Annotated in this window: 27 protein-coding genes; 6 read left to right on the top strand and 21 right to left on the bottom strand. The window is 73.4% G+C overall.

Annotation, left to right across the window (positions count from 1 at the left end):
- Positions 1-4: 4 nt before the first annotated feature.
- Positions 5-814 carry a fumarylacetoacetate hydrolase family protein gene (locus ABD901_RS05915; RefSeq protein WP_345122068.1) on the top strand — a complete coding sequence of 270 codons (810 nt, stop codon included), beginning with the start codon at positions 5-7 and terminating at the stop codon, positions 812-814.
- Here the strand turns inward: ABD901_RS05915 and ABD901_RS05910 are convergent.
- From ABD901_RS05910 to ABD901_RS05890, 5 genes are all read right to left on the bottom strand, one after another.
- Positions 807-3,320 (bottom strand): alpha-L-rhamnosidase, encoded by a 2,514-nt coding sequence (locus ABD901_RS05910; protein WP_345122065.1) that lies wholly within the window; start codon positions 3,318-3,320, stop codon positions 807-809. The genes ABD901_RS05915 and ABD901_RS05910 overlap by 8 nt on opposite strands.
- Positions 3,317-4,204 carry an NAD(P)H-dependent oxidoreductase gene (locus ABD901_RS05905; protein ID WP_345122063.1) on the bottom strand — a complete coding sequence of 296 codons (888 nt, stop codon included), beginning with the start codon at positions 4,202-4,204 and terminating at the stop codon, positions 3,317-3,319. The genes ABD901_RS05910 and ABD901_RS05905 overlap by 4 nt, the downstream gene beginning before the upstream one ends.
- Positions 4,201-4,623, bottom strand: a complete 423-nt coding sequence (locus tag ABD901_RS05900; protein ID WP_345122061.1) for a VOC family protein — start codon at positions 4,621-4,623, stop codon at positions 4,201-4,203. Before ABD901_RS05900 ends, ABD901_RS05905 begins: the two co-directional genes overlap by 4 nt.
- Entirely contained in the window at positions 4,616-5,983 is a 1,368-nt protein-coding gene (locus ABD901_RS05895; protein WP_345122059.1) for an FAD-binding oxidoreductase, read from the bottom strand. The genes ABD901_RS05900 and ABD901_RS05895 overlap by 8 nt, the downstream gene beginning before the upstream one ends.
- Positions 5,984-6,063: 80 nt before the next feature.
- Complete coding sequence (locus tag ABD901_RS05890; protein WP_345122057.1) at positions 6,064-6,828, bottom strand: SDR family NAD(P)-dependent oxidoreductase; 765 nt, start codon at positions 6,826-6,828, stop codon at positions 6,064-6,066.
- Between the two features lie 63 nt (positions 6,829-6,891).
- On the opposite strand from ABD901_RS05890, the gene ABD901_RS05885 reads away from it, so the two are divergent.
- Positions 6,892-7,518, top strand: a complete 627-nt coding sequence (locus tag ABD901_RS05885) for an MBL fold metallo-hydrolase (protein ID WP_345122054.1) — start codon at positions 6,892-6,894, stop codon at positions 7,516-7,518.
- On the opposite strand, the gene ABD901_RS05880 is transcribed toward ABD901_RS05885, so the two are convergent.
- From ABD901_RS05880 to ABD901_RS05845, 8 genes are all read right to left on the bottom strand, one after another.
- The gene (locus ABD901_RS05880) at positions 7,490-8,731 is read right to left on the bottom strand and encodes a family 1 glycosylhydrolase (protein ID WP_345122052.1); all 1,242 of its coding nucleotides are present in this window, start codon (positions 8,729-8,731) and stop codon (positions 7,490-7,492) included. The genes ABD901_RS05885 and ABD901_RS05880 overlap by 29 nt on opposite strands.
- Complete coding sequence (locus tag ABD901_RS05875) at positions 8,728-9,516, bottom strand: ATP-binding cassette domain-containing protein (RefSeq protein WP_345122050.1); 789 nt, start codon at positions 9,514-9,516, stop codon at positions 8,728-8,730. The genes ABD901_RS05880 and ABD901_RS05875 overlap by 4 nt, the downstream gene beginning before the upstream one ends.
- Before the next feature lie 8 nt (positions 9,517-9,524).
- A complete protein-coding gene (locus ABD901_RS05870) occupies positions 9,525-10,559 on the bottom strand; it encodes an ABC transporter permease (protein ID WP_345122048.1) in 1,035 nt (344 codons plus the stop codon).
- Positions 10,560-10,569: 10 nt separating this feature from the next.
- A complete protein-coding gene (locus ABD901_RS05865; RefSeq protein ID WP_345122046.1) occupies positions 10,570-11,547 on the bottom strand; it encodes a sugar ABC transporter substrate-binding protein in 978 nt (325 codons plus the stop codon).
- Positions 11,548-11,672: 125 nt separating this feature from the next.
- Complete coding sequence (locus ABD901_RS05860; RefSeq protein WP_345122044.1) at positions 11,673-12,602, bottom strand: ketopantoate reductase family protein; 930 nt, start codon at positions 12,600-12,602, stop codon at positions 11,673-11,675.
- A complete protein-coding gene (locus tag ABD901_RS05855; RefSeq protein ID WP_345122041.1) occupies positions 12,599-13,567 on the bottom strand; it encodes a GlcG/HbpS family heme-binding protein in 969 nt (322 codons plus the stop codon). The genes ABD901_RS05860 and ABD901_RS05855 overlap by 4 nt, the downstream gene beginning before the upstream one ends.
- The gene (locus ABD901_RS05850; RefSeq protein WP_345122039.1) at positions 13,567-14,361 is read right to left on the bottom strand and encodes an SDR family NAD(P)-dependent oxidoreductase; all 795 of its coding nucleotides are present in this window, start codon (positions 14,359-14,361) and stop codon (positions 13,567-13,569) included. The genes ABD901_RS05855 and ABD901_RS05850 overlap by 1 nt, the downstream gene beginning before the upstream one ends.
- Before the next feature lie 29 nt (positions 14,362-14,390).
- Complete coding sequence (locus tag ABD901_RS05845) at positions 14,391-15,155, bottom strand: SDR family NAD(P)-dependent oxidoreductase (RefSeq protein WP_345122037.1); 765 nt, start codon at positions 15,153-15,155, stop codon at positions 14,391-14,393.
- 145 nt (positions 15,156-15,300) lie between these two features.
- On the opposite strand from ABD901_RS05845, the gene ABD901_RS05840 reads away from it, so the two are divergent.
- Positions 15,301-16,107: an IclR family transcriptional regulator gene (locus ABD901_RS05840; RefSeq protein WP_345122035.1), complete on the top strand. Its 807-nt coding sequence runs from the start codon at positions 15,301-15,303 to the stop codon at positions 16,105-16,107.
- Between the two features lie 33 nt (positions 16,108-16,140).
- Here ABD901_RS05840 and ABD901_RS05835 read toward each other — a convergent pair whose 3' ends face one another.
- Positions 16,141-17,373, bottom strand: a complete 1,233-nt coding sequence (locus ABD901_RS05835) for a cytochrome P450 family protein (RefSeq protein ID WP_345122033.1) — start codon at positions 17,371-17,373, stop codon at positions 16,141-16,143.
- A 111-nt stretch (positions 17,374-17,484) separates the two neighbouring features.
- Here ABD901_RS05835 and ABD901_RS05830 point away from each other — a divergent pair, with 111 nt between their 5' ends.
- Positions 17,485-18,447: an alpha/beta hydrolase gene (locus ABD901_RS05830; protein ID WP_345122031.1), complete on the top strand. Its 963-nt coding sequence runs from the start codon at positions 17,485-17,487 to the stop codon at positions 18,445-18,447.
- A 57-nt stretch (positions 18,448-18,504) separates the two neighbouring features.
- Here ABD901_RS05830 and ABD901_RS05825 read toward each other — a convergent pair whose 3' ends face one another.
- From ABD901_RS05825 to ABD901_RS05815, 3 genes are all read right to left on the bottom strand, one after another.
- On the bottom strand, positions 18,505-18,867 hold the full coding sequence (locus ABD901_RS05825; RefSeq protein WP_345122029.1) for a hypothetical protein: 363 nt from the start codon (positions 18,865-18,867) through the stop codon (positions 18,505-18,507).
- A 115-nt stretch (positions 18,868-18,982) separates the two neighbouring features.
- Positions 18,983-19,849 carry a cutinase family protein gene (locus ABD901_RS05820; protein ID WP_345122027.1) on the bottom strand — a complete coding sequence of 289 codons (867 nt, stop codon included), beginning with the start codon at positions 19,847-19,849 and terminating at the stop codon, positions 18,983-18,985.
- A 135-nt stretch (positions 19,850-19,984) separates the two neighbouring features.
- The gene (locus tag ABD901_RS05815) at positions 19,985-20,326 is read right to left on the bottom strand and encodes a hypothetical protein (RefSeq protein WP_345122025.1); all 342 of its coding nucleotides are present in this window, start codon (positions 20,324-20,326) and stop codon (positions 19,985-19,987) included.
- On the opposite strand from ABD901_RS05815, the gene ABD901_RS58970 reads away from it, so the two are divergent.
- A complete protein-coding gene (locus ABD901_RS58970; protein WP_380139452.1) occupies positions 20,207-20,479 on the top strand; it encodes a hypothetical protein in 273 nt (90 codons plus the stop codon). The genes ABD901_RS05815 and ABD901_RS58970 overlap by 120 nt on opposite strands.
- Before the next feature lie 196 nt (positions 20,480-20,675).
- Here ABD901_RS58970 and ABD901_RS05805 read toward each other — a convergent pair whose 3' ends face one another.
- From ABD901_RS05805 to ABD901_RS05795, 3 genes are all read right to left on the bottom strand, one after another.
- Positions 20,676-21,155 (bottom strand): VOC family protein, encoded by a 480-nt coding sequence (locus ABD901_RS05805; protein WP_345122021.1) that lies wholly within the window; start codon positions 21,153-21,155, stop codon positions 20,676-20,678.
- A gap of 175 nt (positions 21,156-21,330) precedes the next feature.
- Positions 21,331-22,128 (bottom strand): class I SAM-dependent methyltransferase, encoded by a 798-nt coding sequence (locus ABD901_RS05800; protein ID WP_345122019.1) that lies wholly within the window; start codon positions 22,126-22,128, stop codon positions 21,331-21,333.
- Between the two features lie 116 nt (positions 22,129-22,244).
- The gene (locus tag ABD901_RS05795) at positions 22,245-23,291 is read right to left on the bottom strand and encodes an aldo/keto reductase (protein WP_345122017.1); all 1,047 of its coding nucleotides are present in this window, start codon (positions 23,289-23,291) and stop codon (positions 22,245-22,247) included.
- Between the two features lie 91 nt (positions 23,292-23,382).
- On the opposite strand from ABD901_RS05795, the gene ABD901_RS05790 reads away from it, so the two are divergent.
- The gene (locus ABD901_RS05790) at positions 23,383-23,985 is read left to right on the top strand and encodes a TetR/AcrR family transcriptional regulator (protein ID WP_345122015.1); all 603 of its coding nucleotides are present in this window, start codon (positions 23,383-23,385) and stop codon (positions 23,983-23,985) included.
- Here the strand turns inward: ABD901_RS05790 and ABD901_RS05785 are convergent.
- Entirely contained in the window at positions 23,978-25,060 is a 1,083-nt protein-coding gene (locus ABD901_RS05785) for a LacI family DNA-binding transcriptional regulator (RefSeq protein ID WP_345122013.1), read from the bottom strand. The two genes, ABD901_RS05790 and ABD901_RS05785, sit on opposite strands and share 8 nt — an antisense overlap.
- Between the last annotated feature and the right edge of the window lie 39 nt (positions 25,061-25,099).

Genomic DNA, 25,099 nt, shown 5'->3' with positions numbered 1-25,099 from the left:
GGCGATGCGATTCGGAACCCTCAACGGCCGGATGGTGCTCGTCCGCAACGACGCCGCGCTGGAGGTGCCCGGCGACGTCCTCGCGGCCCTGGCCCGCTGGCCGGAGCTGACCGCGTGGGCCGCGACCGCCGACTGGTCGAAGGCCCGGCCGGTGACCGACGCCGAGCTTGGCCCGCCGGTGCCCAACCCGCGGCAGGTGTTCGCGGTGGCGCTCAACTACCGCCCGCACGCCGCCGAGGCCGGCTTCACCGCACCGGAGGAGCCGCTCATCTTCACGAAGTTCCCGTCCTGCATCGCCGGGCCGGTCACCGAGGTGACGCTGCCCGGCGGCAAGCCGGACTGGGAGATCGAGGTGGTCGCCGTCATCGGCGCCGGCGGCCACCGCATCCCGCGCGAGCGCGCCTGGGACGCCGTCGCCGGGCTGACCGTGGGGCAGGACCTGTCGGAGCGGGCCGGGCAGCTGCGCGGCTCACCTGCCCAGTTCTCCCTCGCGAAGTCCCACCCCGGTTTCGGGCCGACCGGGCCGGTGTCGGTCTCACCCGACGAGTTCCCGGACCGCGCCGACATCGGGTTCGAGTGCCTGCTCGACGGCGAGGTCGTGCAGCGCGGGCGCACCAGCGAGATGATCTTCCCGGTCGACGACCTCGTCGCGCGGATCTCGGCCGTGTGCCCGCTGCTGCCCGGCGACCTGATCTTCACCGGCACTCCGGCGGGGGTCGGCAACCGCCGCAACCCGCCGCGGTACCTGCGCCCGGGCGAGACCCTGGTCAGCCGGGTCGAGCACATCGGCGAGATCCGCCAGACCTTCAGATGAGGTGCCGGCCCGGGCCCAGGACCCGGGCCGGCCCGCCAGGCGGGGTCGCCTCGGCCGTCGTGCCCGGCGGGACCGTGACGTGCAGGCCCTCGCTGTCCCACCGCACCTCGATCCGCCCGTACGGCGACTCGTGTGCGGCCTCGGCCCAGGCGAGCCCCCCGCCGCGCCGGGGCCGCACCCGGAAGCGGCGGTAGGCGGGCTCCACCGGCTCGATGCCGGCGACGTAGCGGTGCAGGAAGCCGACGACGGCGCCGCGGGCGTAGTGGTTGAGCGAGTCGTGCGCCACGCCGTCTGCGTCGACGCCGTCCCAGCGCTCCCACATCGTCGTCGCGCCGCGCTCGATCATGCCCAGCCACGACGGCTCCCCGGTGCGCAGCAGCAGCTCATAGGCGACGTCGGCGTGGCCGGCGTCGGCGAGGACCGGCAGCAGGTCTGCGGTGGACAGGAAGCCGGTCGCGGGCCGCGTGTCGGCGGCGCGGACGAGCTCGACCAGGCGCGCGGCGACGGCCGGGCGCAACGCCGCAGGGATGAGTCCGAACGCGAGGGAGCGGACGTGGTTGGCCTGGGTGTCGGGCGTCAGCCGGCCGTCCGGTTGGAGGAACTCGCGCCGCCAGGCGTCGGCGGCGCGGCCGGCCAGGGCCGAGTACCGGGCGGCGTCGGCGGGGCGGCGCAGCACCCGGGCGATGCGGGTGGCCAGGCCGGCGGAGTGCGCGAGGTACGCGGTGGCGACGTCGCTCTTGTCCGCCGCCGCGAACGCCGCGAAGTCGACGGGCTCCCCGCCCGGCTCGAGCCACTCCCCCCAGTGGAAGCCGGTGTTCCAAAGGCCGGTGCGGGCCATGCGCTCGGCGCGGGCGAGCCACGCGGTCATCGCCGGCCACAGCTCGGCCAGGACGCGTTCGTCGCCGTACGCGCGGTACAGCTGCCAGGGCACGATGACGACGGCGTCGCCCCAGCCGGCGGAGCCGTTGAGCGCGGCGACCGGCGAGTCCCGGCCCTCGGCCGGCGGGCACGGGCTCATGTTCGCGACCGTGCCGTCGGGCCACTGGTCGGCGGCGACGTCGCGCAGCCACTTGGTGGTGAACCCCGCGACGTCGTAGAGGAACGCGGCGGTGCGGGCGAAGACCTGCCAGTCGCCGGTCCAGCCGGCCCGCTCCCGCTGCGGGCAGTCGGTCGGGATGTCGCAGGCGTTGCCGCGCAGGCTCCACACCGCCGCCTCGTGCAGCGCGTTCAGCCGCGGGTCGCTGCACGCGAACCAGCCGGTGCGGCGCATGTCGGTGTGCACGACGACCCCGCGGACGTCCTGCGGCCCGAGCGGTTCGGGGTGGCCCTCGACGCGCACGTACCGGAAGCCGTGGGTGGTGCGGCGCGGCTCGAACGCCTCCCCGGGCCGGCCGGCGGCGACGACCTCGTCGACCATGCCCGCCGGCAGCGGCTCGGGCAGGAACGGCAGGTCGGGGCGGAGGTGGTCGGTGGTGACGTCCCCGTCGGCGCCGAGGTGCTCGCCGTGGGTGAGCGTGAGCCGGGTGCCGGCGGGGCCGAGGCGGGTCAGCCGCACCCAGCCGTTGACGTTGCGGCCGAGGTCGATGACCTGCCGGCCGGGCGCGGGCCGGGTGACGGCGACCGGAACGATCTCCTCGACCCGGCGCACCGGCGGGGCCGGCGAGTCGACAAGAGTGTCGTACCCGAAATCGGCAACGACGACGGGTGCCCACACCGAGGGCTCGGCCCGCAGGTCGACGCGCTCGCCGGCGATGAGGTCGGCGGCGCGGACCGGCCCGGTCGCCCACCGCCAGTCGGGGCCGGTGCCGGCGGTGACGACCGCGCCGCCGGCGAGCGTCACGCGCAGCTGTGCAAGGGCCGCGACGCGCGCGCCCCACTGGTCGACGGCGCGCACGGCGCCGACCTGGCCGCGGTACCACCCGTCGGCGACCACGATCGTGAGCTCGTCGGCGCCGGCCCGCACCAGCTCGGTCACGTCGTAGGCCTGCACCTGCAGCCGGGTGCGGTACTGCGTGAACCCCGGCGTCAGTTCCGCGTCGCCGACCCGGGCGCCGCCCAACCATGCCTCGTAGATGCCGTGTGCGGTCGCGTAGAGGCGGGCCCGCTCGACCGGCCCGTCGACCCGGATCTCCCCGCGCAGCAGGTACGCGGGCCGCTCCCCCGTCGTATCGTCCGGCTCGATCCACCGTGCGACCCAGTCAGACGGCGACAGCAGGCCCGTCTCGAACCAGCCGGGCGCCGACCAGTCGCTCTCGCCGAGGTCGGTCCAGACCTTGACCCGCCAGTCGACGCGCTCGGCGGAGCCCGGCGGCGGCCCTTCATAGGGCACGAGGAGGCTGTGCTCGCCCTCGACCCGGCCGGTGCTCCAGCCGTTGCCGGTTTCGATCCGGTATGCCACCTGTCTGGCCGCGCCGGCCGGCAGCCGCCACGACAGCCGGGGCGAGCGGACGTGGATGCCGAGGGCCTCGTCGAGGTGCTCGACGCGCAGCCCGTGCGGCGCGCTCACCTCGGCGCCAGGGGCGTGATCGGGGCGACGGCGGCGGCGAGTGCGTCGATGCGGTCCCGATCGGCGGCTTGCCGGCACGCGGTGTCCTGGATCTCGGCGGCGTGTGCCCGCTTCTCGGCCATCGACAGCACCGACGTGGACAGGTCGGTCCAGCGCACCGACAACTCCGGGGTCAGCTCGCCGGTCGCGCCGCAGGTGGCGCAGGCGACGGCGGGGCCGTCGAGGACCACGACGCTGAGATGGCACATCGGGCAGAGTCCGGATTCGCCGCGGTACTCCACGTCCTCGAACGCCTTCCCGAGCTGCCCCGCGACGTTGGCGCCGAGGCGCGCCGCCCGCGGGAGGGCACCGTCGTCGAGCACGATCGAGCGGGGCGTGCCGGCGCCGCCGAAGAGCGCCTGGTCGGCGACCGCGATGTGCATGGAGAACGCGACCGAGTGCAGCAGCGGCAGGGCGAGGGTCCGCCACTGCGGGGTGAGCGCGCCGCCGACGGCGAGGAACCCGGCCACGCGCGGGCGCAGGACGCGCTCGTCGACGCGGAACGGCACGGCGGGCTCGGTCCCGGCGCGGCGCTGGGCGGCGAGGCCCTCGATGATGGCGGCGTCGGCGTTGGGCCCGAGGAGGCGGTCGACGACGAGCTTGAGCCGGGCGGCGATCGTGCGGGTCATGATGGGGGTGGAGACGATGAGGCCGTCGCACTCGACGAGCCGCTCCCACAGCCACCACAGGTCGGCGTCGTCGCCGCCCGGCTCGGCGGGGATGCGCAGGCCGGCGAGGCGCACGAGCCCGACGTCGGCCGCGCCCTCGGCGGCGCGCAGGGCGGCGGTGAGCAGGAGTTCGGCGCTGCCGCCGGCCGCGCCGGCGCTGATGCCCAGGATCTTCATCTCGGCCTCCGGCAGAGCAGTTCGACGAGGTTGCCCTCGGGGTCGGCGACGAAGGCCATGCGCACGCCGGGCTCGGGCGAGTCGCCGGGCGGCATGACCGGGCGGGCGCCGTGCCCGACGAGGCGGGCGTAGGTGGCGTCGAGGTCGGCGACGTCAAAGGCGACGTGGCCGTAGCCGTGTGAGAGGGCGGCCTGCGCCGGGTCGGCGGGTCGCGGGCCCGGCGACGAGCCGGCGCGGTGCAGCAGCTCGAGCCGGTCGCCGTGCGCGGGGTGGATGAGCATGACGATGTCGAGGTCGATGGCGTCGACGCGCAGGGCGAGCTCGCGGTCGAAGCCGAGGGCTGCGCAGTACCACTCGGCGGCGCCCGCCAGGTCGCGCACGGAGAGGCCGGCGTGGTCCAGGCGCGGCTGGTCAGCCATGGGCGTTCAGCGCCTTCGGGTCGTGGCAGAGGTAGGAGGCGATCCGCCCGTCCGGGTCCCAGTGGTCGCGGACCCGTTGCAGGCGGGCGTAGGCGGCGTCGGAGAGGAACCGGTCCTGCCGGCGGGTGAAGTCGGTGTCGCCGAGGTACACGCCGGCGCCGTGCCGGGCGAGGGCGGCGGTGCGCTCGTGGACCCAGGTGCGGTAGCGCTCGTCGTCGGCCGGGTCGGTATAGATGGCGTAGGTGGCGAGGTAGACGTTGGCCTCGACCGTCAGCGCCATGTCGGGCAGCGGGCGGTGCGGCGCCCAGCCGTACCAGATGGAGAACGAGTGCGGCGTGTCCAGCTCCGACCACAGCCGCGACAGCTCGGGCGCGAGGACGGCGGCGGGGGCGTCGCTCCACGTGCAGTCCACGGCGTAGCGGTGGCCGTCGGGGTTCTGTTCGGCCTGCGCCCGGTTCTCCGCCTCGATGGTGGTGCGGCCGCGGGCGTGGCCGAGCGCGCGGGCGCCGGGCGGGCCGGCGTCGAAGGGGCCCAGCAGCCTGGCTGCTTCATCATCAGCCACAGCCATGACGGTGGTGTGCAGCAGCAGCGCGGTGCCCGGATGATCCTTTCCTTCATCCAGTGGTACCGCGGGCAGCCGCGTCGCCGCGAGGACCGGCTCGACGCGCCGGTCGAGGCCGGGCAGCAACTCGTGCAGCCAGGCGAGCACGGCGGCGGCGTCGCCGGGCGCGAACGTCCACGTGTCGTGCCACATCCGCCCGGCCGCCGGCTGGGTGTCCAGGTGGAAGCGGGTGACGACGGCGGGGAAGCCGGGACCGGCGCCGCGGGCGGCCCAGTACAGGTCGGCGTTGTGCTCGGCGTCGGCGCGCACGTGCTCGCCGCCGGCGGTGACGACGTCGACGGCGGCGACGCTCTCGCACGCCCAGCCGACGCTGCGGCCGTTCCAGCCCTGCCCGCCCTGCAGCAGGTAACCGCCGAGCCCGACGCGGGGGCAGTGCCCGCCGGGGAACGCACGGCCGAGCCCGGCGAGGAACGGCGCGAGGCGCAGCCCGCCGGGCACGGCCGGCCCGGCGGTCGCCACGCGGGTGTCCGGGTCGTAGCCAAGGCCGTCGAGCCGGCCGAGGTCGATGAGGAGGGCGTCGTCGTGCAGGCTCCAGGCCGCCCACGAGTGCCCGCCGGAGCGGACGGCGACCGTCCAGCCCCGCTCGGCGGCCAGGCGCACCCCGGCGGCGACGTCGCCGGCGTCGGCCGCGAGGAGCACCGCGGCCGGGTAGCGGTCCGGGCGGCGCGCATTGAACACGCGCCCGACCCGGGCGGCCTCGTAGCCGTCCTCGCCGCGCACGTACAGCCGCCCGTTCATCCGACCTCCGCTTCGCTCCGGCCGGCTGAACTTGAACCTGTTTCCATGATGAGCGGCCCCTCCGCTTCGCTCCGGACCGCTCATCCGACGGCCGCCGCGCCGCCGTCGACCGGGATGTTGGCGCCGGTCACGTGCGAGGCCTCGTCGCTGGCCAGGAACAGGATCGCGTTGGCGACGTCCTCGGGGCGGCCCCAGCGGCGCAGCGGGGTGCGCTCGCGGATCGCCGCGCCGGGCCCGTCGGGGTCGGCGAGCATCGGTGCGGTGTGCGGCGTCTCGGTCATCGCCGGGCTGACCGCGTTGACGCGGATGCCGGCCGGCCCGCCCTCGACCGCCAGCTGCCGGGTCAGGGCGAGCACGCCGCCCTTGGCCGCGCCGTGTGCGTTCTGCGGCATGAAGAACGCGCCGCGGGATCCGGAGATCGAGCCGACGTTCACGATCGCGCCCGCGGAGCGGGCCAGGTGCGGCCAGGCGGCGCGGGTGACGAGGAAGACGATGTCGAGCTCGTTGGTGACGGTGTACCGCCAGTCGGCGTACGACAGCCGGTCGATCGCGCCGAACCGGATCGCCGAGGCGTTGTTCACCAGCACGTCCACGCCGCCGGCGAGCCCGGCGGCGGCCTCGACCCACGCCGCCGCGCCGTCCTCGGTGGCCACGTCGAGCGGCGCGAGGGCGTCCATGCGCCCGCTGGCGGCGCGCACCAGGGCGACCGTCTCCGCCGACGCCGCCGCGTGCAGGTCGCAGCCGACGACGTGCGCGCCCTCCCGCGCGCACACCAGCGCGGTCGCCCGCCCGATCCCGCCGCCGGTGCCGGTGACGAGCACCGCCTTGCCGTCCAGCCGCCCCATCGCGACTCCTCTCACTGTGCGCAAGCCGTGTTCTCAAAACGAAAGTCGCTTATGCTGTCGGCCGTGAAGGTCACCCATCTCGGGCACGCGTGCCTGCTCGTGGAGACCGGGGCGCGGCTGCTCGTCGACCCCGGCACGCTGTCCGGCTTCGAGGCGGTGCGCGACCTCGACGCCGTCCTCGTCACGCACCAGCACCCCGACCACGTCGACGTCGCCCGGCTCGGCGCGCTGCTGGCCGCCAACCCGGGCGCGCGCCTGGTGGTGGACGCGGACACCGCGACCGCCCTCGGCGCGCGGCTGCCCGAGCACACCGTGGCCCGGCCCGGCGACCGCCTGCAGCTCGGCGGGGCGCGGGTCGACGTGCTCGGCGGCCTGCACGCCCCGGTCTACGGCGACGTGCCCGGCTGCACGAACGCGGCGTACCTCGTCGACGGCGGCGCGTTCCTGCATCCCGGCGACTCCTTCCTGGTGCCGGCCGCCGACGTCGACGTGCTCGCGGTGGCCGTGGACGGGCCGTGGCTCAAGCTCGCCGAGGCCGTCGACTACGTGCGTGCGGTGCGCCCGCGGGTGGCGGTGCCGATGCACGAGGCGGAGACGACGGACCCGGGGAAGTACTTCGGGATGCTGGCCGCGTTCGGCCCCGACGGCGTGGTGCGGCGCCTCACGGCGGGCGAAGCGACGCCGCTGTAGCGATCGCGGCGTAGACGCCGGCGCTGGGCTTCGCGATCCGCTCGAACGTGTCGCGGTCCACGGCGTGCAGGCCGAGGCGCATCGCGAAGCCGAACACCCACTCGAAGTTGTCGATCAGGCTCCAGTGGCAGTAGCCGAGCACGGGCACGCCGTCGTCGGCCGCGTCGAGCAGCCCGGCGAGGGACGGCTCGATGAACGCGGCCCGGTGCGCGTCGTCGTCGGTGGCCATCCCGTGCTCGGTGACGAGGATCGGCACGCCCGCCTCGGCGTGGGCGTAGCGCACGGCGCCGCCGAGCGAGGCCGGGTCGGCCGCGGAGCCCATGCCGTTGACGACCGCGCCCGGCGGCGGTGGCAGCGGCCCGTCGGGGCCGTAGTGCACCCGCTCGTAGTTCTGCACGCCGAGGAAGTCGTCGTCGCGGGCCAGGCGCAGCCAGCGTGCGTACACCTCGGCCCGTTTGCGGTCGCGCACCGCCGGGTCGCCGTCCGCGACGTCGTCGACGAGGGCGAGGCTGAGCCCGACCGGCAGGCCCGGGCGGCGGGCGCGCACGGCGGCGCGCGCCGCCGCGTGCGCGGCCGCATACCCGTCCTCGATCGCGTCGAGTTCCTCGGGCAGCACGACGTTGCCCAGCCGGTACCGCGCGACGCCCGCCGCCCGCGAGGCGGCCTCGAGGGTGGCGCGTTCGAGGTCGCGCACGAACGGCGGCAGGCCGGCCCACGTCAGCAGCCGCGGCAGGTTGGGCTCGTTGAGCGTGACCGCGTAGGCGATGCCGGCGCCGATCGCCGCGACCGCCTCGGCGCAGTAGGCCGCGAACCGCTCGGGCGCCTCGGGGTCGAGCCAGCCGCCGCGGGCGGCGAACCAGTGCGGGCAGGTGAAGTGGTTGAGCGTGACGATCGGCGCCAGCCCGCTGGACCGGCAGCGCTCGATCACGGCGCCGTAGTGCTCCAGGGCAGCCCGGTCGAAACGGCCCGGCTCGGGCTCGATGCGGGCCCACTCCAGGGAGAACCGGTACGCGTTGAGGCCCATGCCGGCGGCCAGGTCGACGTCGTCGCGCCAGCGCCGGTAGGAGTCGCAGGCCGGGCCGGACGGCTCGCGGAACACGCTCGGGCGCACCTGCTCGGCGAACCAGGTGTCGCTGTTGTCGTTGCCGCCCTCGGTCTGGTGGCCGGAAGTGGCGGCGCCGAACAGGAAGCCCGGCGGGAACGGGCGGCTCACGGCGCGAACATCGAGGCTCGGGCGCCGGTGATCCAGCCGACGAGCTCGTCGTTGCCGGTCTCGGCGGCGGGGACGTCGGCGACCTTGCGGCCGCGGTTGAGCACCGCGATCCGGTCGCAGACGGCGAGGGCGAGCGGCAGGTTGTGGGTGACGAGCACCAGCGCGATGCCGTCGGCGGCGAGGCGGCGGATGAGCTGCTGCACCTGCTCCGTCTGCTCGTAGCCGAGCGCCGCGGTCGGCTCGTCGAGCAGCAGCACGCCGCCCCGCTCGCCGGTGACGCGGGTGGCGCCGCGGGCCAGGGCCACGACCTGCCGCTGGCCGCCGGAGAGCATCTCGACGGGGCGGGTGACCGCGGCGGTGCGCACGCCGAGCCGGTCGAGCTCGGCGGCGGCGCGCCGCCGCTGTGCCTTGTGGTCGACGAAGCCGAGCCAGCCGAGGGGGCCGCGGCGCAGGATCTCCCGGCCCAGGCTCAGGTTGGTGGCGATGTCCTGCGCGTCGACGAGGGCGAGGTCCTGGTACACCATCTGGATCCCGGCGGCGGTGGAGTCCGCGGGCGACGTGAACTGCGCCGGCGCGCCGTGCACGAGGATCTCCCCGCCGGTCGGGCGGTGTACCCCGGACATCACCTTGAGCAGCGTGGACTTCCCGGCGCCGTTGTCGCCGAGCAGGCCGAGCACCTCGCCGCCGCGCACCTGCACGTCGATGCCGTCCAGCGCCCGCACGTAGCCGTAGTGCATGTCGATGCCGCGCAGCTCCAGCGCCGGCGGGTCGTTCGGGTTCGTCATCGCGGGGTTCACCTCGTTCCGGTGTGCGCGGAGGCCTGCGCGGTGGCGACCAGCCGGCGGGAGACCGTCGTGGACACCCACTTCTCCAGGCCGAGCGAGGCGAGCAGCAGCAGGCCAGTGACGGCGGTGCCCCAGTACGGCTGGATGCCCTTGATGGTCAGGGCGTTGGAGATGGTGGCCAGGATGAGCGCGCCGACCAGGACCCGCGGCAGCGAGCCTCGGCCGCCGCTGAGCGCCACGCCCGCGAGGGCCACGGCGGTGAGCGCGTTGAAGATGATGCCGGGGTTGGCGGCCGGGCTCGCCTCGGTGACCACTGCGGTGGTGACGAGGCCGCCGAGCGCGGCGCAGAAGCCGCTGATGACGAAGCCGAGCACCTTGTACCGCTCGGCGTGGATGCCGCAGCGGCGCACCGCCTCGGCGCTGCCGCCGACGGCCATGAGCCGGATGCCGTGGCGGGTGCGGGTGAGGAACAGTGTGCCGGCGGCGAAGAGGACGGCGACCATCCAGACCGGGCCGGGCACGCCGAGGAGCCGGTCGGTGCCCATGAACGACAGGGCGTCGAGGCCCGGGACGGTGTACCCGCCGGTGATGACGGCGGCGAGGCCCGTCATCACCGACAGGGTGCCGATCGTGACGACGATCGGGTTGAAGCCGCGCAGGGCGATGAGCCCGTTGGCCAGGCCGACGAGGGCGCCGATGACGAGCGCGGCCGCGATGCCCGCCCAGACCGGCGCGCCGTGGGTCATCAGCCATCCGCAGGCGCAGGCGGCGATCGCGGCGGTGCCCGGGATGGACAGGTCCAGGGCGCCGCAGACGATGCCGACGGCGACGCCGGCCGCGAAGATCGCGGTGAGCGCGGCGGCGTTGGCGATGAGGATGGCGTTGTCGAGGCTCGCGAAGTACGGGCTGGCCCAGAGGCTGAACGCGGCGAGCAGCACCACCCACAGCACGAAGATGCCGCGGTCGCGGGTGAAGATGAGCCAGCGGATGTGCGCCGGGTCGCGCTCGGCGACGGCCGGGGCGGGCAGGGCGGTCACGGTCACGGCCTTCCACTCATCCGTTCTTCGTGACGACCTTCTGGGGAACGATGAGGACCTCACCGTTCGCCTTCGGGTCGGCCTGCATCTTCACGAGGGTGTCGAACGACTGGGTCATGTCGGCCTGGAACTGCAGGGCGACCGAGGCGTAGATCTTGCCGTCGGTGACGTCCTTGAGCACCTCGTCGTTGCCGCCGAAGTCGGTGACGCAGGTGAGCGGCTTGCCGGCGGCGGAGAAGGCGCCGAGCGCGCCGAGGGCGCCCTCGTCGTTGGCGCCCATGACGGCGGCGAGGTCGGGGTTGCCCTGCAGGGCGTTGCCGATGTCGGTCTGCGCCTTGGTGCGGTCGGCGGCGATGACGTTCTGCACGAGGGTCGCGCCCGGCGCGGTGGCCTTCAGCGCGTCCAGCGCCGCCTTCTCGAACTCGGCCTTGCCGGCCTGGCCCTCGGTGCTGACGGCGAAGAGGACCTTGCCCTTGCCGCCGAGCTTCTCGTTCATGCATTTGCCGAGCTGCTCGCCGAGGGCCTTGCCGCCGGCGGTGTAGTCGATGTAGTCGAAGGTGATGCCGGGCTGGGGCCCGGAGTAGCCGTACTCGCCGGGCTGGCCGTTGACGAGCACCGGCACGCCCTTGGCCTGTGCGGTCTTGAGGATCTGCCCCATCGACTTCGGTGCGACGGCGATGATCCAGGCCGCGCCGGCGCGCCCGGAGCTGATCACCTCGTTGAGCTGCTGGGTCTGCTTGGTGGCGTCGAAGTTGGGGTCTTGGACGATGACCTCCCAGCCCTTCGACGAGGCGTAGCCCTTGACGCCCTCGGAGAGGCCCTTCAGCGCCGGCGGCGCGAGGGACAGCGGGGAGAACACCAGCGTCTTGGGCAGGGCGCCGCCGCCACCGCCGGCGGCCGGGGTGGCGGTGCCCTTGCTGCAGGCGGCCGCGGCGAGCAGGGCGAGGGCGATGGGGAGGACGGCGCGCCCGCGGCGCCACCGGGAAGGGTTCATGGGACGGACTCCTCTAGGCAAAGGGGGTGTTAGAGGGGATCACTTTCGTATGATGAAAGTTGTTTTCCGCTTGCTGTCGAACATAGGCGACCGGTGTCCGGATGTCCATGGGCCGTGCGGTCGGCCTAGCTGCCGGTCCAGGACCGTTCCAGGCCGCGGACCAGCGCGACCATGGCGTCGTGTGCGGGCGTGGGCACGCCGGCCCGGCGCCCTTCGGCCGCGATGCCGCCGTTGAGCACGCCGATCTCGGTGGGGCGGCGGGCGCGGACGTCCTGCAGCATGGAGGGTTTGTGGTGGTACGCCTCCCGGATCGCCTCGGCGACGCTCTCGCCCGGGTCGCGGGTGAGCGCGATGCCGGCCGCGGCGCAGACCGCGAGGGCCTCGGCGACGAGCCGGTCGACCTGCTCGCGCAGGCCGGCGTCGGTGCAGACCTGCCCGACGGTGAGCCCGGTGAGCGCGGCCAGGGGGCTGGTGGCCGCGTTGAACACGACTTTCGTCCACTGCGGCCCGCGGGCGTCGGCGACGGCGTGCGTGACGAGGCCGCCGTCGGTCAACAACCTGGCGAGCAGCGCGATCTCCCCGGCGCGGGCCGGCGCCGGCTCGAACGGGCCGATCCAGGAGTCGCCGGGCGCGTCGTAGCGCACCACGCCCGGCTCCGTGACGGTGCCGGCGGTGACGATGGTGCCGCGCATGACCCTCGGCAGCACCCCGGCGACGACCTCCTCGTTGCCGAGGCCGTTCTGCAGGCTGACCACGCCGGCGTCGCCGAGCGCCGCCCGGGCCGCCGCGACGGCGTCGGCGGTGTGTGCCGCCTTCGTCGCCACGATGCCCAGCTCGCACGGCGGCAGCCCGCCGGCGTCGGGCAGGGCTCGTACCGGGGCGACGAAATCCGCCCGGCCCGTGACCCGTAGACCGTGCTCGTTGACGGCGTCGACGTGCTCGCGCCACGGGTCGACGGCCCACACCTCGACGCCGGGCAGGCGGGCGAGGTGGGCGGCATACAGACTGCCGATCGCGCCGCACCCAAGGACCGCGACCCGCACCTGGCCGCTCATGGGCCCAGTGCCGCGTGGGCCAGCTCGAGGCAGCAGCGTGGCTCGGCGCCGCCGACGCCGAGGCCGGCGACGACCCGGCCGTCCGCCAGCACGGGCAGGCCGCCGGGGACCGCGAGGACCGGGGCGTGGTGCAGGCGGGCGGCGGCGGCCCCGTACCACTCGGCGAGCCGCTCGCTGGGCACGCCGAAGCGGGCCGCGGCACGGGCGGTGGCCTCGGCGACGTCGGCGCTCGCGGCCGGCGCGCCGTCCATGCGGTCGAGCTGGATCGGGTCTCCCCCGGCGTCGACGACGGCGACGGCGACCGACAGCCCGGCCTCCGCCGCGGCGGCGATGACCCGGTCGGCGAGCCCGACGGCCCAGTACAGCTCGGGCTGCGCGGCGGCCGGCGGGGCCGGGCGCGTGCCGAGGGCGTCCTCGGCCCGCACGAGCAGCTCGCCGAAGCGCACCCGCCAGCGGGCGATGTCGTCGCCGTGCTGCCCCGCGTAGGGCACGCCGAGGGCGTAGGCGATGAGCAGGTCCTCGGGGTTGGCCGGCTCGCCGGCGGCGCTGAGCGCTTCCGGCGGCACGCCGTCGGGCAGGAAAGGGCTGACGGTGGCGCCGGAGGCGGCGATGCCGGCGACGACCGCGCCGGCGGCGTCGCGCACCGGCATGCCGCCGGCGCCCGGGAACAGCGCCTCCGGGGAGGCGGCGACGAAGCCGGCCGAGATCGGGGCCGGCAGCGTGGTCATCCGGGCGAGGTGCTCGGCGCTGGGGATCTGCTGGGTCGCCGAGATCCAGGCCTTGGAGCGCGCCCGGGCCATGCCGCCCGGCCCGCCGCGGTCCATGCGCGAGGCGGTGACGATCGCGCCGCTCGCGCCGACGACGGCGACCGCGCCGCGCAGGCCCAGCTGCTCGGCCTTGTCCACGGCCCGGCCGGCGAGCCGCCGGGCCTCGGCCAGGGCCAGGTCGCGCGGGTGGGCGCCCATCAGGCGCCGACCATGTTGTACCCGCCGTCGGCCACCATGTACGAGCCGGTCATGTGCGCGGCGTCGTCAGTGGCGAGGAACAGCGCCGTGCCGGCGAGCTCCGCGGGGCCGGGGATGCGGCCCATCGGGGTCATCCGGCGCAGCTGGTCGCCGCGGCCGGACTTCCAGTCCTCGCGGCCGAGCGTCGCCTCGGTCTCGATGAACCCGGGCGCGAACACGTTGACCCGCACGGTGGGCGCGAACGCGTGCGCGTAGGACTTGGTGAGGCCGAGCAGCCCGTACTTCGCCGCGGCGTACTGCGGCGCCCGCGCGCTGCCGCGCACGATGACGGTGGAGCCGATGTTGACGATGCTGCCGTGGCCCTGCTCGAGCATCCGCTTGCCGAACTCGTGGACGCAGGCCATGGTGCCCTTGATGTCGACGGCGAGCACGTGGTCGACGGACTCCTCGGTGATGTCCCGCCACGACATCTGCTCGCGGGCGACGTCCCCGACGTTGTTCACGACGACGTCGACGCCCTGCAGCCGCTCGAAGGCCTCCTCGGCGAGCCCGGCGACCTTTGGCCATTCGGCGATGTCGGCCTGCAGCAGTACCACATCGGCACCCTCGGCACGGACCCGCTCGGCGGTGCGCTCGGCGCCGGCCTTCGAGGCGCGGTAGTGCACCCCCACGACCCGGGCGCCCTCCTGCGCGGCGCGCACGGCGATCTCGGCGCCGAAGCCGGTGCCGGCGCCGGTGACGACGACGCTGCGGCCCTCGAAGCGGCGGGGAATCGGAACTGGAGACAGAGGCACGTCATTGTCCTTTGCTTGATCGGTCGTTCTCAGACGAGCACGCGCCCGCCGTCCACGTAGAGAACCTGCCCGGTGATGAACCCGGCGCGGTCGGAGGCGAGGAAGGTGACCGCGTCGGCGACCTCCTCGGGCACGCCGAGGCGGCGCGCCGGGACGAGGCCGGCAAGGGTCTCCCGGTTGCCGTTGCGGTCCAGGTGGTCCTTGGTCAGGTCGGTCTCGATGTAGCCGGGCGCGACCGCGTTCACGGTGACCCCGCTGGCCGCCCACTCCCGGGCCATGACCCGCACCAGCTGGTTGAGCCCGCCCTTGGTCGCCGCGTAGGGCGCGTGGTCGGCGTGTGCGAGCAGGCCCGAGACCGAGGAGACGAAGACCATCCGGCCGTAGCCGGCGGCGACCATGAGCCGCCCGACCTGCTGGCCCAGCCAGTACGCGGTGGAGAGGTTGAGCTCCAGCAGGTCGGCCCAGTCGGCGTCGCCGAGGTCGAGCACCGGCCGGCGCACGTTGCGCCCGACCGCGTGCAGGAACACCTGCGGGGTGCCGACCAGGCGGACGGCCTCGTCCACGACGGCCCGGCAGCGCTCGGCGGAGCGGATGTCGCACGCGATCGGCTCGACAGTGCCTTCACCGCCGGCCTCCTTCGCCGCCCTGACCACCGCCTCGAGCCGGCGCTCGTCTACGTCGACGAGCGCGACGCGGGCGCCCTGTGCGGCGAGGCTGACGGCACTGGCGCCACCGAGGCCGCCGGCCCCGACGACGAGTGCCGGCCGATCGTGCAGCGCTAGCCAGTCCCGCATATGCCCACCGCCTGCTATTCTCACATCATGAAAGTGACTATCCGATACGGTAGTCCAGCGGCTGGGGAGTGTCCAGGCCCCGCTCGCGCCGTGGCCGTAGGCTGGCGCGTCGTTGCTTCTTTCGATTTCGCGGGTAGGTGACCGGATGCCACGCACGAGGCAGAGCGAGACGGCCGAGGCGCCGGCCGACAAGCCGGAGTACCGGGTGGAGGCCCTCGCCAAGGGCCTGCGCATCCTCAGCCTGTTCACCGAGCAGCGCCCCACGTGGCGGGTCACCGACCTGGCCACGGCCGCGGGCCTGCCGATGCCGACGGTGTACCGCGTGGTCATGACCCTCACCGCCGAGGGCTACCTGGACCACCTGCCCGGCGGCGAGTACCGCCCCGGCGTGCGCACCCTGACGCTGGGCGGCGCCGCGCTGCGCAGCCTCGACCTGGTCGCCCTGGCCACGCCGCGGCTGCAGCGCCTCGCCGAGGCGACGGGCGAGACGGTCAACCTGGCCGTGCTCAACGGCGACCGGGTGCTGTACCTGGTCCGGCTGCGCAACTCCGACCTGGTCACCGCCAACATCCAGGTCGGCTCGACGCTGCCGGCCGTGCACACCTCGATCGGCAAGCTGCTGCTGGCCCACCTCGACGAGGACGACCTGGCCGCCCGCATCACCGAGGCGTCGTTCCCGGCGCAGCACGGCCCCAACGCGAAGGTCTCCCTCGACGAGCTGCGCGGCGAGCTGGCGCAGATCCGGGAGCAGGGCTGGGCGATGCAGGACGAGGAGCTGGCGCACGGGCTGCGCTCGGTGGCCGGCCCGATCACGGGCGCCGGCGGGGGCGTGGTCGCGGGCGTCAACCTGGCCGTGCCGGCCCGGGACTGGTCGACGCAACGCATCGTGCGCGAGCTCAAGCCGGTCGTGCTGGCCGCCTGCGACGAGATCTCCCGCCTGTCGGCCTTCTGAAACCAACTTTCACGCTGCGGGCCGCAGTTGAGTCTATGCGGCCCATCTGCGGCGCAGGACGTCCTTCAGGAACGCCACGGTGAGGTGCTCGGCCGGGCAGCGGCGGTACCCGAACCCGAACGGCGCGTAGCCGGCGCTGTCGCAGACGGGGGCGCCGACCGGGTACACGGCGCCGAACACGCTGTTGGTCAGGGTCACCGGCCGCCCGTCCGGCACCGGGTAGGGCTGCGGCTCGAACGGGCACCGTGCCAGCCCCGCCCGCGCCGAGCGCCCGTCGTCGGCCGAGGTCGGCGCCGTGCTGTACCGCTCGGGGTCGAACGGCTCGGGCCGCGCCCAGTGCCGCGGGTCGGTGTTCGCCGCCAGGTGGTCGGTGACCGCGAACGCCACCGGGTCTTCGGCCGGCGCCTTGCGGGCGACCAGCGTCGAGAGGCTGCCCGGGTTGGGCGGAGCGGTCCGCAGCAGCTCCATGACGAAGCGGTCCAGTGGCGTGAACGGCCCGCCGTCGCGCCGGTCGGGCGCCTCGGCCATCGTGCGCTCGAACCAGCCCCGCACCGCGTCGTCGCCGTCCAGCCGCGCCTCGATCTGGCGCGCGGCGACGGGCCACTGCGCCATCGCGATGCGGTCGTGGAGGCACTCGACGGCGACGTCGCCCGGCCCGAAGTCCGCGGCCGCGCCGCCGAGCCCGCCGTTGCGCGCCCAGTAGTGCGCGAACGTCGCCTCCGGCGCCGGCGTCCTGCCGTCGAGCAGTTCCCGCAGTCGCCCGCCGATCCAGGCCTGCACTTCGCCGAGCCGCTCGTGTGCGGTCGCGTAGGCGTCGCGCACCCCGGGCTCGTCGGGCGACGCGTGGGCGAGCACCAGGTCGAACGCCGCGCCGAACTCCCGCACCTCGGCCGTTGCCTTCGCCCCGAGGTGCAGGTCCCAGAACAGGTCGTCGTAGTCCGTCTCGCCGTCGAGATACGCCTCGACCTTCGCGCGGTACCACCGGTCGTACAGGTCGGGCGTCATCGCCGACATGAGGATGCGCTTGCGCCGGTTGTCCGGCCCGCGATGCTCGTACGCCTGCGCGAACACCGTGGCGCCGGCCAGCACGGGCTCGGGCCGCCACCCGTCGTACAGCAACCCCCACAGGTGCGGCAGCAGCGCCCCTTCCTTGCTCAGCGCGAGGTCGATCATCGGCATCGTCGGCGTCTCCCCCGCGTACCGAGCCGTGCGCCGGTACGGTTCGAGGACCTCGGCGGCGTACCGCCGGTCAAACTCGGACGGCATCACGCCTCCCGAAGCTACCCGCGCGCCCGTCACCCCCTTTTCATTCGCGGCGGGCGGATACGCGCGCCCGCCAGGGCATCTGCTGATTTCGTCGAGGATCTTGGAGGCGTCATGCCGGTGTACGACCGCAACACCATCCCGCAGACCGTCGGCCGGGGCAAGCTCGACCCGGAGCTCGCCGCCTGGCTGCCGAAGGGCCCGACGCTCGGCGCCGACGTGCCGATCGCGCAGGGCCGCCGCGACCACGCCATGCTCGGCGAGGGCCCCTGGCCCCAGATCGGCGCCGTGGAGACCCTGGTCCTCCCCGGCCCGCACGGCTCCCTCACGGTCCGCCGCCACACCCCGACCCGCCCCGCGAGCACGCCGCTCGGCGCGCTGGTCTACATCCACGGCGGCGGCTTCACCTACGGCACCCTGGACGAGTTCGAGACCGCGATGCGCATCATCTCCGAGCGCGCCGGCATCGCCACGTACGTGGTCGACTACCAGCTGGCCCCGGAGGCGAAGTACCCGACCCAGATCGACGAGATCGAGTACGTCGTGCGCTGGCTCTTCGACAACGCGGCCGACCAGGGCGTGGACCCGACGAAGATCGGGCTGGGCGGCGACTCGGCCGGCGGCAACATGACCTGCGTGATCGCCCTCAAGCTGCGCGACAAGGGCGGCCCCGAGCTCGCCGTGCAGGTCCCGCTGTTCCCGGAGGCCGCCTTCCCCGGCGACACCTTGGCGGGCAGCGAGAACCGCAGCGGCCTGTACCTGGAGACGAACGGCATCTACGAGATGGTCCGCAACCTCCTGAACAACACCGACGACGGCCGCGACCCCTACGTCACGCCGATGAACGCGTCGTCACACGCGGACCTGCCCGACACCATCCTGGTGACGAACGGCTTCGACCCGCTGCGCGACGTCGGCCACGCGTATGCCCGCAAACTGGCCGCCGCCGGCAACAACATCACGTACGTCCACAACCCGGACCTGACGCACGGCTTCCCACAGTTCACCCGCTACTCGAAGGCCTGCCACCGCGCCACGGAGGAACTGGCCGACCTCATCAACGCCCGCATCGGCTGACTTTCTTCTTCTTGCTGCGGTCCTCGGCGGCCCACCCGTCGAGGACCGGGCAGCTTCTTACGCCGATGGTCGCGACTCCTCCGGCGATGCCGGCCGCGACGGCAGTTCCGCCTGGATGCGCCGCCAGTGGTACCCATAGACGGGACCGGCGATCAGCAGCAGCGCGCCGGAGCTGATCAAGCCGAGGACGGACTGGCGGTGCTGCGAATCCCGCAGTGCCCGCTGGAGGCGCTGCTGTTCCTCGGCACCTGTCGTCGGCTCCTTCGTGGGCACCTGGGCGTAGTACGCGGGGTCGGGGTAGAACAACTCGACCGCATTGCGGACGACGTTCACCACCGCGAAGATCGAGATCACCAACGTGATCAGGCAGACCAGATACAGATACAGGTTTCGCAGGCTGAAACGTTCCCGATCCGCCACGGCGTCTTCTCCCGGGGTGGTCACTCACACGACTGGCACCGCTACCCTGCCCAATCGCGGCGCTGCCAAAGCCGTGCCCGGCACGCAATCCCGGCCCGTCGGCGGCCACGTCAAGTCAGGCACCGGTGACCTTGCCGGCCACGAACTGGGCGGCCTGCTGGACCGAGCCGTCGGTCATGTACTGCAGGTGGGCCGCCGAGTTGGCGCCGTTGCCGCAGATCGGGTCGCCGAGGCTGCAGAACTCCCTGGTCTTGGGCCCGTAGACCGGGCTGCGCTGGCTGATGGTCTGGTGCATGATGCCGAGCGGGTTGCCGAAGACGACTACGGCCGCCACCCGCGCAGCGAGTCCGGCCGGGATCGCCTCGCCGGCGGATGCACCGAAAGGGATGCCGATCGCGATGTCGGTGACGGTCGCGCCCTGGGAGTACCCCCCGATCACGAACCTGGTGCCCGGGCACGCCGCCGCGACGGTGCGCACGTGCCGGCTCATGTCCGTGGCGCCGGGCCCGGCGCTGGCCTGCGACGCGTCGGCGGCGTAGTTCACGCCGTACGCGTTCACGGTGCGGCCGGGCAGCGCGGAGCGGATCGCGCTGACGAGCGGGGTGCCCAGCACACCGAGGCCGGGAAGGTCACCGGTGCCCCGCGCGAACACGACCTCCACATCAGCGCAGTTGCCGCCGCGGGCCGGGGCCCCGGTAGCCGGTGCCGTGGGCGCCGCCGATGTCGCGGCGATGCTGGGTGCCGTACCGATGCCGCTCACGCCCGGCTGGGCCGGCCATGCGGTCGGCCACGACGTCGGCAAGGATGCCGGCTCGGCGGCGGGCTGGGACGCATGGCCCGATCGGCCGCTGTACCAGGAGAACCACCGCTGGACGAGGCCGGCGCCGGACCCGTCGTCGCCCCTGACCGACGCGGAGGCGAACGGCGCGGTCAGTGCCCCACCGGCGAGCAGCGCGCACGTCAACACCGTGATCGCCGTCAACCGGCGGGACCGTACGTGCTTCGACCTTGCCACTGAACATCCTCCACGAACACCGATCACGTGCGCTAGCAGCACACAGCGTCGCGCCGTTCGGGCTGCTCAGGGAAGGTCAGCACGGGAACCTTAAGCCGGAAATCAAGGTCCCGAAAGAATCGGCACCCTGAGTGCAGCTTCACGCCGTCCGGCCCAACGAAACGTGGCGTTGCGCTTGCCGCTACCCACCTGGGCCGCGGACTCCGCTACCGCCGTCAAGCCCCTCGCCCGCTGCACCGCCGACCAGCGCGAGGCGGTCGCGAAGAGCGTCGACGCGAACTGCACGTCCGGCCGGGCCAGCAGGGCCGCGGCATCGGCCGGCGGCTGCTCGAAGCGGCGTTGCGCTACGGCCCCGACGCGCGCGGCCGTCTGCTGCACTCTTCGCTGGATCCGCAGGCGATGCGGTGCTACCAGCGGGCCGGGTTCGCGGAGAGCGGTGAACATGCCGTGACAGTGGAAATCCTACGTGCCGACCAGCAGCGGGCGATCGACGTGGCGCACCGCGCGGGGCTGAGGCTTGCGCCGATGGGGCCGCTATGCCGCCAGGGCAACACCGGCCCGCTCGCACCGTACCTGCCACACGCCGACATCCTGTGAACCAAGCCTGGCAGGGTCGACGCCAAGGCCGCAGCGATCCGTAAGAAGGGCCGGCTATCGCGTCTCAGCTGGTCAAGGCGCTGCCTGACGACTTTGCAATGGCCCTGGTACCTGATCCGTGGCAGCCTGCCGGTCAGCCGGCTCGGCTATGGCACCATGCAGCTAGGTGGAGCACGGAGAGGGCGACCGCGCCGACTCAGCCCGGGAGATCCTCGGGGCGCTTTGCGGCAAGCTCGCCCTGCCGCAGCCCAGTGGACTGGCCGACCTCGATGAGGTATCCGTCCGGGTCCCGCATGTAGCAGCGGATCTCAGCTCCGCGATCGATCGGCGGTGTCACGAACTCTGCGCCGTTCGCCCTCCACTCCTCGTAGCAGGCCTGGATGTCAGCGACCCGCAAGTTCAGGAAGATCGAGGTGGTGTTGTCGGGCTGGTAGTCGACCACCGAAATGCCAGGCTTGTCGGGAGTGGGTGGCCCGCCAGGGTTCATGATGATCCAAGAATTGGACAGCCTGACGATGCACGGGTTCTCATCCAGCACGACGGTGCCGCCCAGAATGCGCGAGTAGAAATCGCGGGACCGCGCTACATTGCGGACAGTGATGAACAACGTCATTAGCATGCCCTCGGCGGGCACGGGAAGGTTGGCGAAGTCGATGCGGGGCGCAGGTTCTGTCACGAGACTGCTCCACTCTGGCGGATTTGGAAGACGTCCTGATCACGTCCATACCACCCCGCGCGACCACTAAACGGGCATCACCCCGCGGGACGGTCGAGCGGGCAGACCGCAGGACTTTGCCGATGGCAGTGCGGCCTGCTCGGCTGCTGCGGGCTTCGACTGCCCCATGTCGGGGCTATTGAGTCTTGATGTTGCGGCCCCAACAGATGGCTGTTGCGAAGGCGAGGTCGAAGAAGTCCGGGAGGTCCAGGAGGCGTAGTGCCTCGTCGACCGCGGGCAGCGCCTGGGGCGTGTGTTCAGCGATTCGTGGGCGTAGTTGGGTGAGGGTGTGGGACCAGCAGCGAGCCGAGGCGTTCCTGCCACCGGTTGCCGGGATATGCACCGAGGCTGAGACCTGCGCGAGCCCATGTTGCTGCAAGGGCGCGGGGAAGGCGCGCGGCCATGCGGCGTCGGTGCCGATGGTCGCGGCCAGCGTTGATTCGATGGCATGCATGGCGTCGCGGAAGGCCGGTGTGGCGCAGGAGGCGATGGGGAAGCTGGCGATGGACTCGATCACCAGCAGGCCGCCGGGACGCAACGATCGGCACAGCTTGGCGATGACGGTGTCCCGTTCGGGCAGATGTTCCAGTACGAACCTGGCGTGGATGAGGTCGAACGTCGATACGGGCAGGGGGTCGAGGACGATGTCGTGCTTCGAGACCCGCAGGTTGGGTGCGGCGGCGGGTTCGAGCCATCGCGTGTCGATGTCGGTCGCGAGGACGCTGCCGTCCGGAACCTGTCCCGCCAGCCATGTCGCCACTGTGCCGGCGCCTGCGCCGACTTCCAGGCACTGCCAGTCAGGGCGAAGGCCGAGTTCGTGCAGGGTCCGCGTGGTCGTGCGGTCGGCGACCTCCGCCATCGCGATGAGCCGCTCTAGTTCTGCGTGCCAGTTGGGGCTCAGGACCGATTCACCGTAGCGCTCCGGGACTGTCATGGTGGTCATTCAACCTGATCAGTGCCGTAACAGATTGCAGCGAGCGCCCCAGCCACGATTACACGTAGCACCGATGTCGAGCCGGGTGCCGTCGCCGGCCGCCGCACAAACGTCGCTCAGGCGGGAATCGCGACCGGCGAAGGGTTGAGTCTGGCGAAGCCTTCCTGTCGCTGGTACGGGAAGTACGGGTAGGGCGCGGTACGGGTGCTCGCAGCGTCGAGCCGGGCCGTCTGTTCGGGTGTGAGTGACCAGCCGACAGCCTCGACGTTCTGCCGCAACTGTTCCTCGTTGCGGGCGCCGATGATGACGGTGGCCACGGTGGGTCGTTGGAGCAGCCAGTTGACCGCGATCTGCGGAACCGCTCGGCCGGTCTCGCGGGACAGTTCCTCGAGCACGTCCACGACGCGGAACAGGTGCTCGTCGTCGACCGGCGGGCCGTAGGCGGCGGTCGCGTGCAGCCGGCTCGTGGGCGGTGGCGGTGTGCCGCGGCGGATCTTGCCGGTGAGGCGTCCCCAGCCGAGCGGGCTCCACACCACGGCTCCGACGCCCTGGTCGAGGCCCAGGGGTAGCAGCTCCCACTCGTAGTCCCGGCCGATCAGGGAGTAGTAGACCTGGTGTGCCACGTACCGGCTGCGGTGGTCCCGGTCGGCGGCGGTGAGGGACTTCATGAGCTGCCAGCCGGCGAAGTTGGAGACGCCGAGGTAGCGGAGCTTCCCGTCCCGTACCAGGTCGTCGAGGGTCGAAACGACCTCTTCGACGGGCGTCGCGGCGTCGAAGGCATGCAGCTGGTACAGATCGATGTAGTCGGTGCCGAGCCGGCGCAGCGCCGCGTCGACCGATCGGATGAGCCGGGAGCGTGAGGTTCCCGCGTCGTTCGGTCCGTCGCCGGTCGGCAGGCCGCTCTTGGTCGAGATCAGGACGGCGTCGCGCCGGCCCTTGATCGCCTGGCCCAGTACCTCTTCGGACGCGCCGTCGGAGTACACGTCCGCGGTGTCGAACATGGTGATCCCGGCCTCCAGACAGATGTCCACGAGGCGTCTTGCCTCGCGGGCGTCCGTGTTGCCCCAGGCGCCGAACAGCGGTCCGGAGCCGCCGAAGGTGCCGGCGCCGAAGCTGAGCGCGGGCACGGTGAGTCCGGATGCCCCGAGTCGTCGGTACTCCACGATGACAGCCTCTCGTTAAAGGTTCTCTGGTTCCGTTAAGACATGGACTACGCTAGCACCCATCCGCAATTAAGGGAACTGGAGACCCGTTATGGCCGTTGGTGCGATCCGGCCCGGGGGGCGGACCGCCCGGGTCCGCGCCGCCGTGCTCCGAGCCGCCGGTGACGCGCTCGTCGAGCACGGCTTCGACCATCTCGACCTCGCCGACGTGGCGCGCCGCGCCGAGGTGGGCAAGACAACGGTCTACCGCCGCTGGGGCACGGTCGCCGGACTCGTCGCCGACCTGCTGACGGACATGGCGGAGCAGTCGCTGCCGCGAGCCGACACCGGATCGCTGATCGGGGACCTGCGTGCCAATGCGCGGCTCGTGCAGCGCACCCTGGTCGATCCGCGCCAGGGTGCACTGTTCCGGGCGGTCATCGTCGCCGCGACCTGCGACCCCCGTGCCGCGGAGGCCCTGCACCGCTTCTACGCCATCCGCATCGCCGAGTGGGCTCCCTGCGTGGAGCAGGCCGTGCGCCGGGCGGAACTGCCCCCGGGCACGGACGCCGCCGAGGTCATCCGCGCCGTCTCGGCGCCCCTCTACTACCGCATGCTCGTCAGCGGAGACCCCATCGACGAGGCCGCCGCGGACCGGGCCGCCGAAGCGGCCGCGGCAGCCGCGCACGCCGGCGTCTACACGCCCGCTACCTGACGGCGGTACGGCGCCGGGCCGGGGCCGAGGCGGTGCTGCCTCGCACGACCAGGCGGGTCGGGACGAGGTCGGTGCCGGGGCCGGCGGGCTCGTCGCGGATCTGCGCGAGCAGCGCCTGCACGCACCGGCGGCCGACCTCGGCGAAGTCCTGGTGGACCGTGGTCAACGGGGGGAGGTAGGAGCCGGCGTCCGGGATGTCGTCGAAGCCGACGACGCTGACCTCGGCCGGCACCGGGCGGCCGCGCTCGTGCAAGGCGCGCAGCACGCCCAGGGCCATCTGGTCGTTGGCGGCGAAGACGGCGGTGCAGCCGGGGTCGGCGGCCAGGCGCAGGCCCGCGTGGTAGCCGGACTCGGCCGACCAGTCGCCGCGCTCGATCGGCGGGACCGGGCGGCCGGCGGCCTCCAGGATCTCGCGCCAGGCGGCCGCCCGGCGCTCGGCGGCGTAGGACTCCGCGGGGCCGGCCACGTGAAAGACCGTGTCGTGGCCGAGGGACAGCAGGTGGCGGACGGCCTGGCGGGCGCCGTCGGCCTGGTCGGTGTCGACGACCGGGTAGCGGTCGCCGGCGTCGGAGTCCACGACGATGACGTGCACGCCCGGCGGCAGGGCCACGGTGCTGGCGTCCAGCAGGTGGACCTCGATGATCACCACGACGCCGTCGACGGCCAGCTCGCCCATGCGCGTGAAGGCGCCGAGCACGTTGTCCTGCGTCGGGACGCCGACCGGGATCAGGGTGATCGCGTAGCCCTCCGCCGCGGCCTGCGTGGCGATGGCCTCCACGGTGCGGCTGTTGCCCGTCGACGACAGGCCGAAGAGGATCACGCCGATGGTGTTGAACTGGCCGTAGCGCAAGGCGCGCGCGGCGCTGTTCGGGCGGTACCCGAGTTCGCGCATCGCGGACAGCACCTGGTGGCGGGTCGACTCCACCACGCCGGGGTGGCCGTTGGAGACGCGTGAGACGGTCTGGGACGACACGCCGGCCAGGCGCGCGACGTCGGCCATCGAGACGCGCTGCTTGCGGCGGTCGCCCGGCACGCCGGAGCCGCCGCGGTGGGCCGTTCGGGCGTCCAGATCCATCGTCGCTCCTTGACGGCCTTGGTGAGGAGTGCCACGATA

This window comes from Dactylosporangium darangshiense, assembly GCF_039537565.1.
Classification (GTDB): Bacteria; Actinomycetota; Actinomycetes; order Mycobacteriales; family Micromonosporaceae; genus Dactylosporangium; species Dactylosporangium darangshiense.
This window is presented reverse-complemented; position numbering and strand designations above follow the sequence as displayed.

What these genes read in the sequence shown, in the direction of transcription:
- ABD901_RS05915 (WP_345122068.1), top strand. Translation starts at nt 5, where the DNA reads ATGCGATTCGGAACCCTCAACGGCCGGATGGTGCTCGTCCGCAACGAC.
- ABD901_RS05905 (WP_345122063.1), bottom strand. Translation starts at nt 4,204, where the DNA reads ATGAAGATCCTGGGCATCAGCGCCGGCGCGGCCGGCGGCAGCGCCGAA.
- ABD901_RS05900 (WP_345122061.1), bottom strand. Translation starts at nt 4,623, where the DNA reads ATGGCTGACCAGCCGCGCCTGGACCACGCCGGCCTCTCCGTGCGCGAC.
- ABD901_RS05895 (WP_345122059.1), bottom strand. Translation starts at nt 5,983, where the DNA reads ATGAACGGGCGGCTGTACGTGCGCGGCGAGGACGGCTACGAGGCCGCC.
- ABD901_RS05890 (WP_345122057.1), bottom strand. Translation starts at nt 6,828, where the DNA reads ATGGGGCGGCTGGACGGCAAGGCGGTGCTCGTCACCGGCACCGGCGGC.
- ABD901_RS05875 (WP_345122050.1), bottom strand. Translation starts at nt 9,516, where the DNA reads ATGACGAACCCGAACGACCCGCCGGCGCTGGAGCTGCGCGGCATCGAC.
- ABD901_RS05865 (WP_345122046.1), bottom strand. Translation starts at nt 11,547, where the DNA reads ATGAACCCTTCCCGGTGGCGCCGCGGGCGCGCCGTCCTCCCCATCGCC.
- ABD901_RS05860 (WP_345122044.1), bottom strand. Translation starts at nt 12,602, where the DNA reads ATGAGCGGCCAGGTGCGGGTCGCGGTCCTTGGGTGCGGCGCGATCGGC.
- ABD901_RS05855 (WP_345122041.1), bottom strand. Translation starts at nt 13,567, where the DNA reads ATGGGCGCCCACCCGCGCGACCTGGCCCTGGCCGAGGCCCGGCGGCTC.
- ABD901_RS05845 (WP_345122037.1), bottom strand. Translation starts at nt 15,155, where the DNA reads ATGCGGGACTGGCTAGCGCTGCACGATCGGCCGGCACTCGTCGTCGGG.
- ABD901_RS05840 (WP_345122035.1), top strand. Translation starts at nt 15,301, where the DNA reads ATGCCACGCACGAGGCAGAGCGAGACGGCCGAGGCGCCGGCCGACAAG.
- ABD901_RS05835 (WP_345122033.1), bottom strand. Translation starts at nt 17,373, where the DNA reads ATGCCGTCCGAGTTTGACCGGCGGTACGCCGCCGAGGTCCTCGAACCG.
- ABD901_RS05830 (WP_345122031.1), top strand. Translation starts at nt 17,485, where the DNA reads ATGCCGGTGTACGACCGCAACACCATCCCGCAGACCGTCGGCCGGGGC.
- ABD901_RS05815 (WP_345122025.1), bottom strand. Translation starts at nt 20,326, where the DNA reads ATGTTCACCGCTCTCCGCGAACCCGGCCCGCTGGTAGCACCGCATCGC.
- ABD901_RS05800 (WP_345122019.1), bottom strand. Translation starts at nt 22,128, where the DNA reads ATGACAGTCCCGGAGCGCTACGGTGAATCGGTCCTGAGCCCCAACTGG.
- ABD901_RS05790 (WP_345122015.1), top strand. Translation starts at nt 23,383, where the DNA reads ATGGCCGTTGGTGCGATCCGGCCCGGGGGGCGGACCGCCCGGGTCCGC.
- ABD901_RS05785 (WP_345122013.1), bottom strand. Translation starts at nt 25,060, where the DNA reads ATGGATCTGGACGCCCGAACGGCCCACCGCGGCGGCTCCGGCGTGCCG.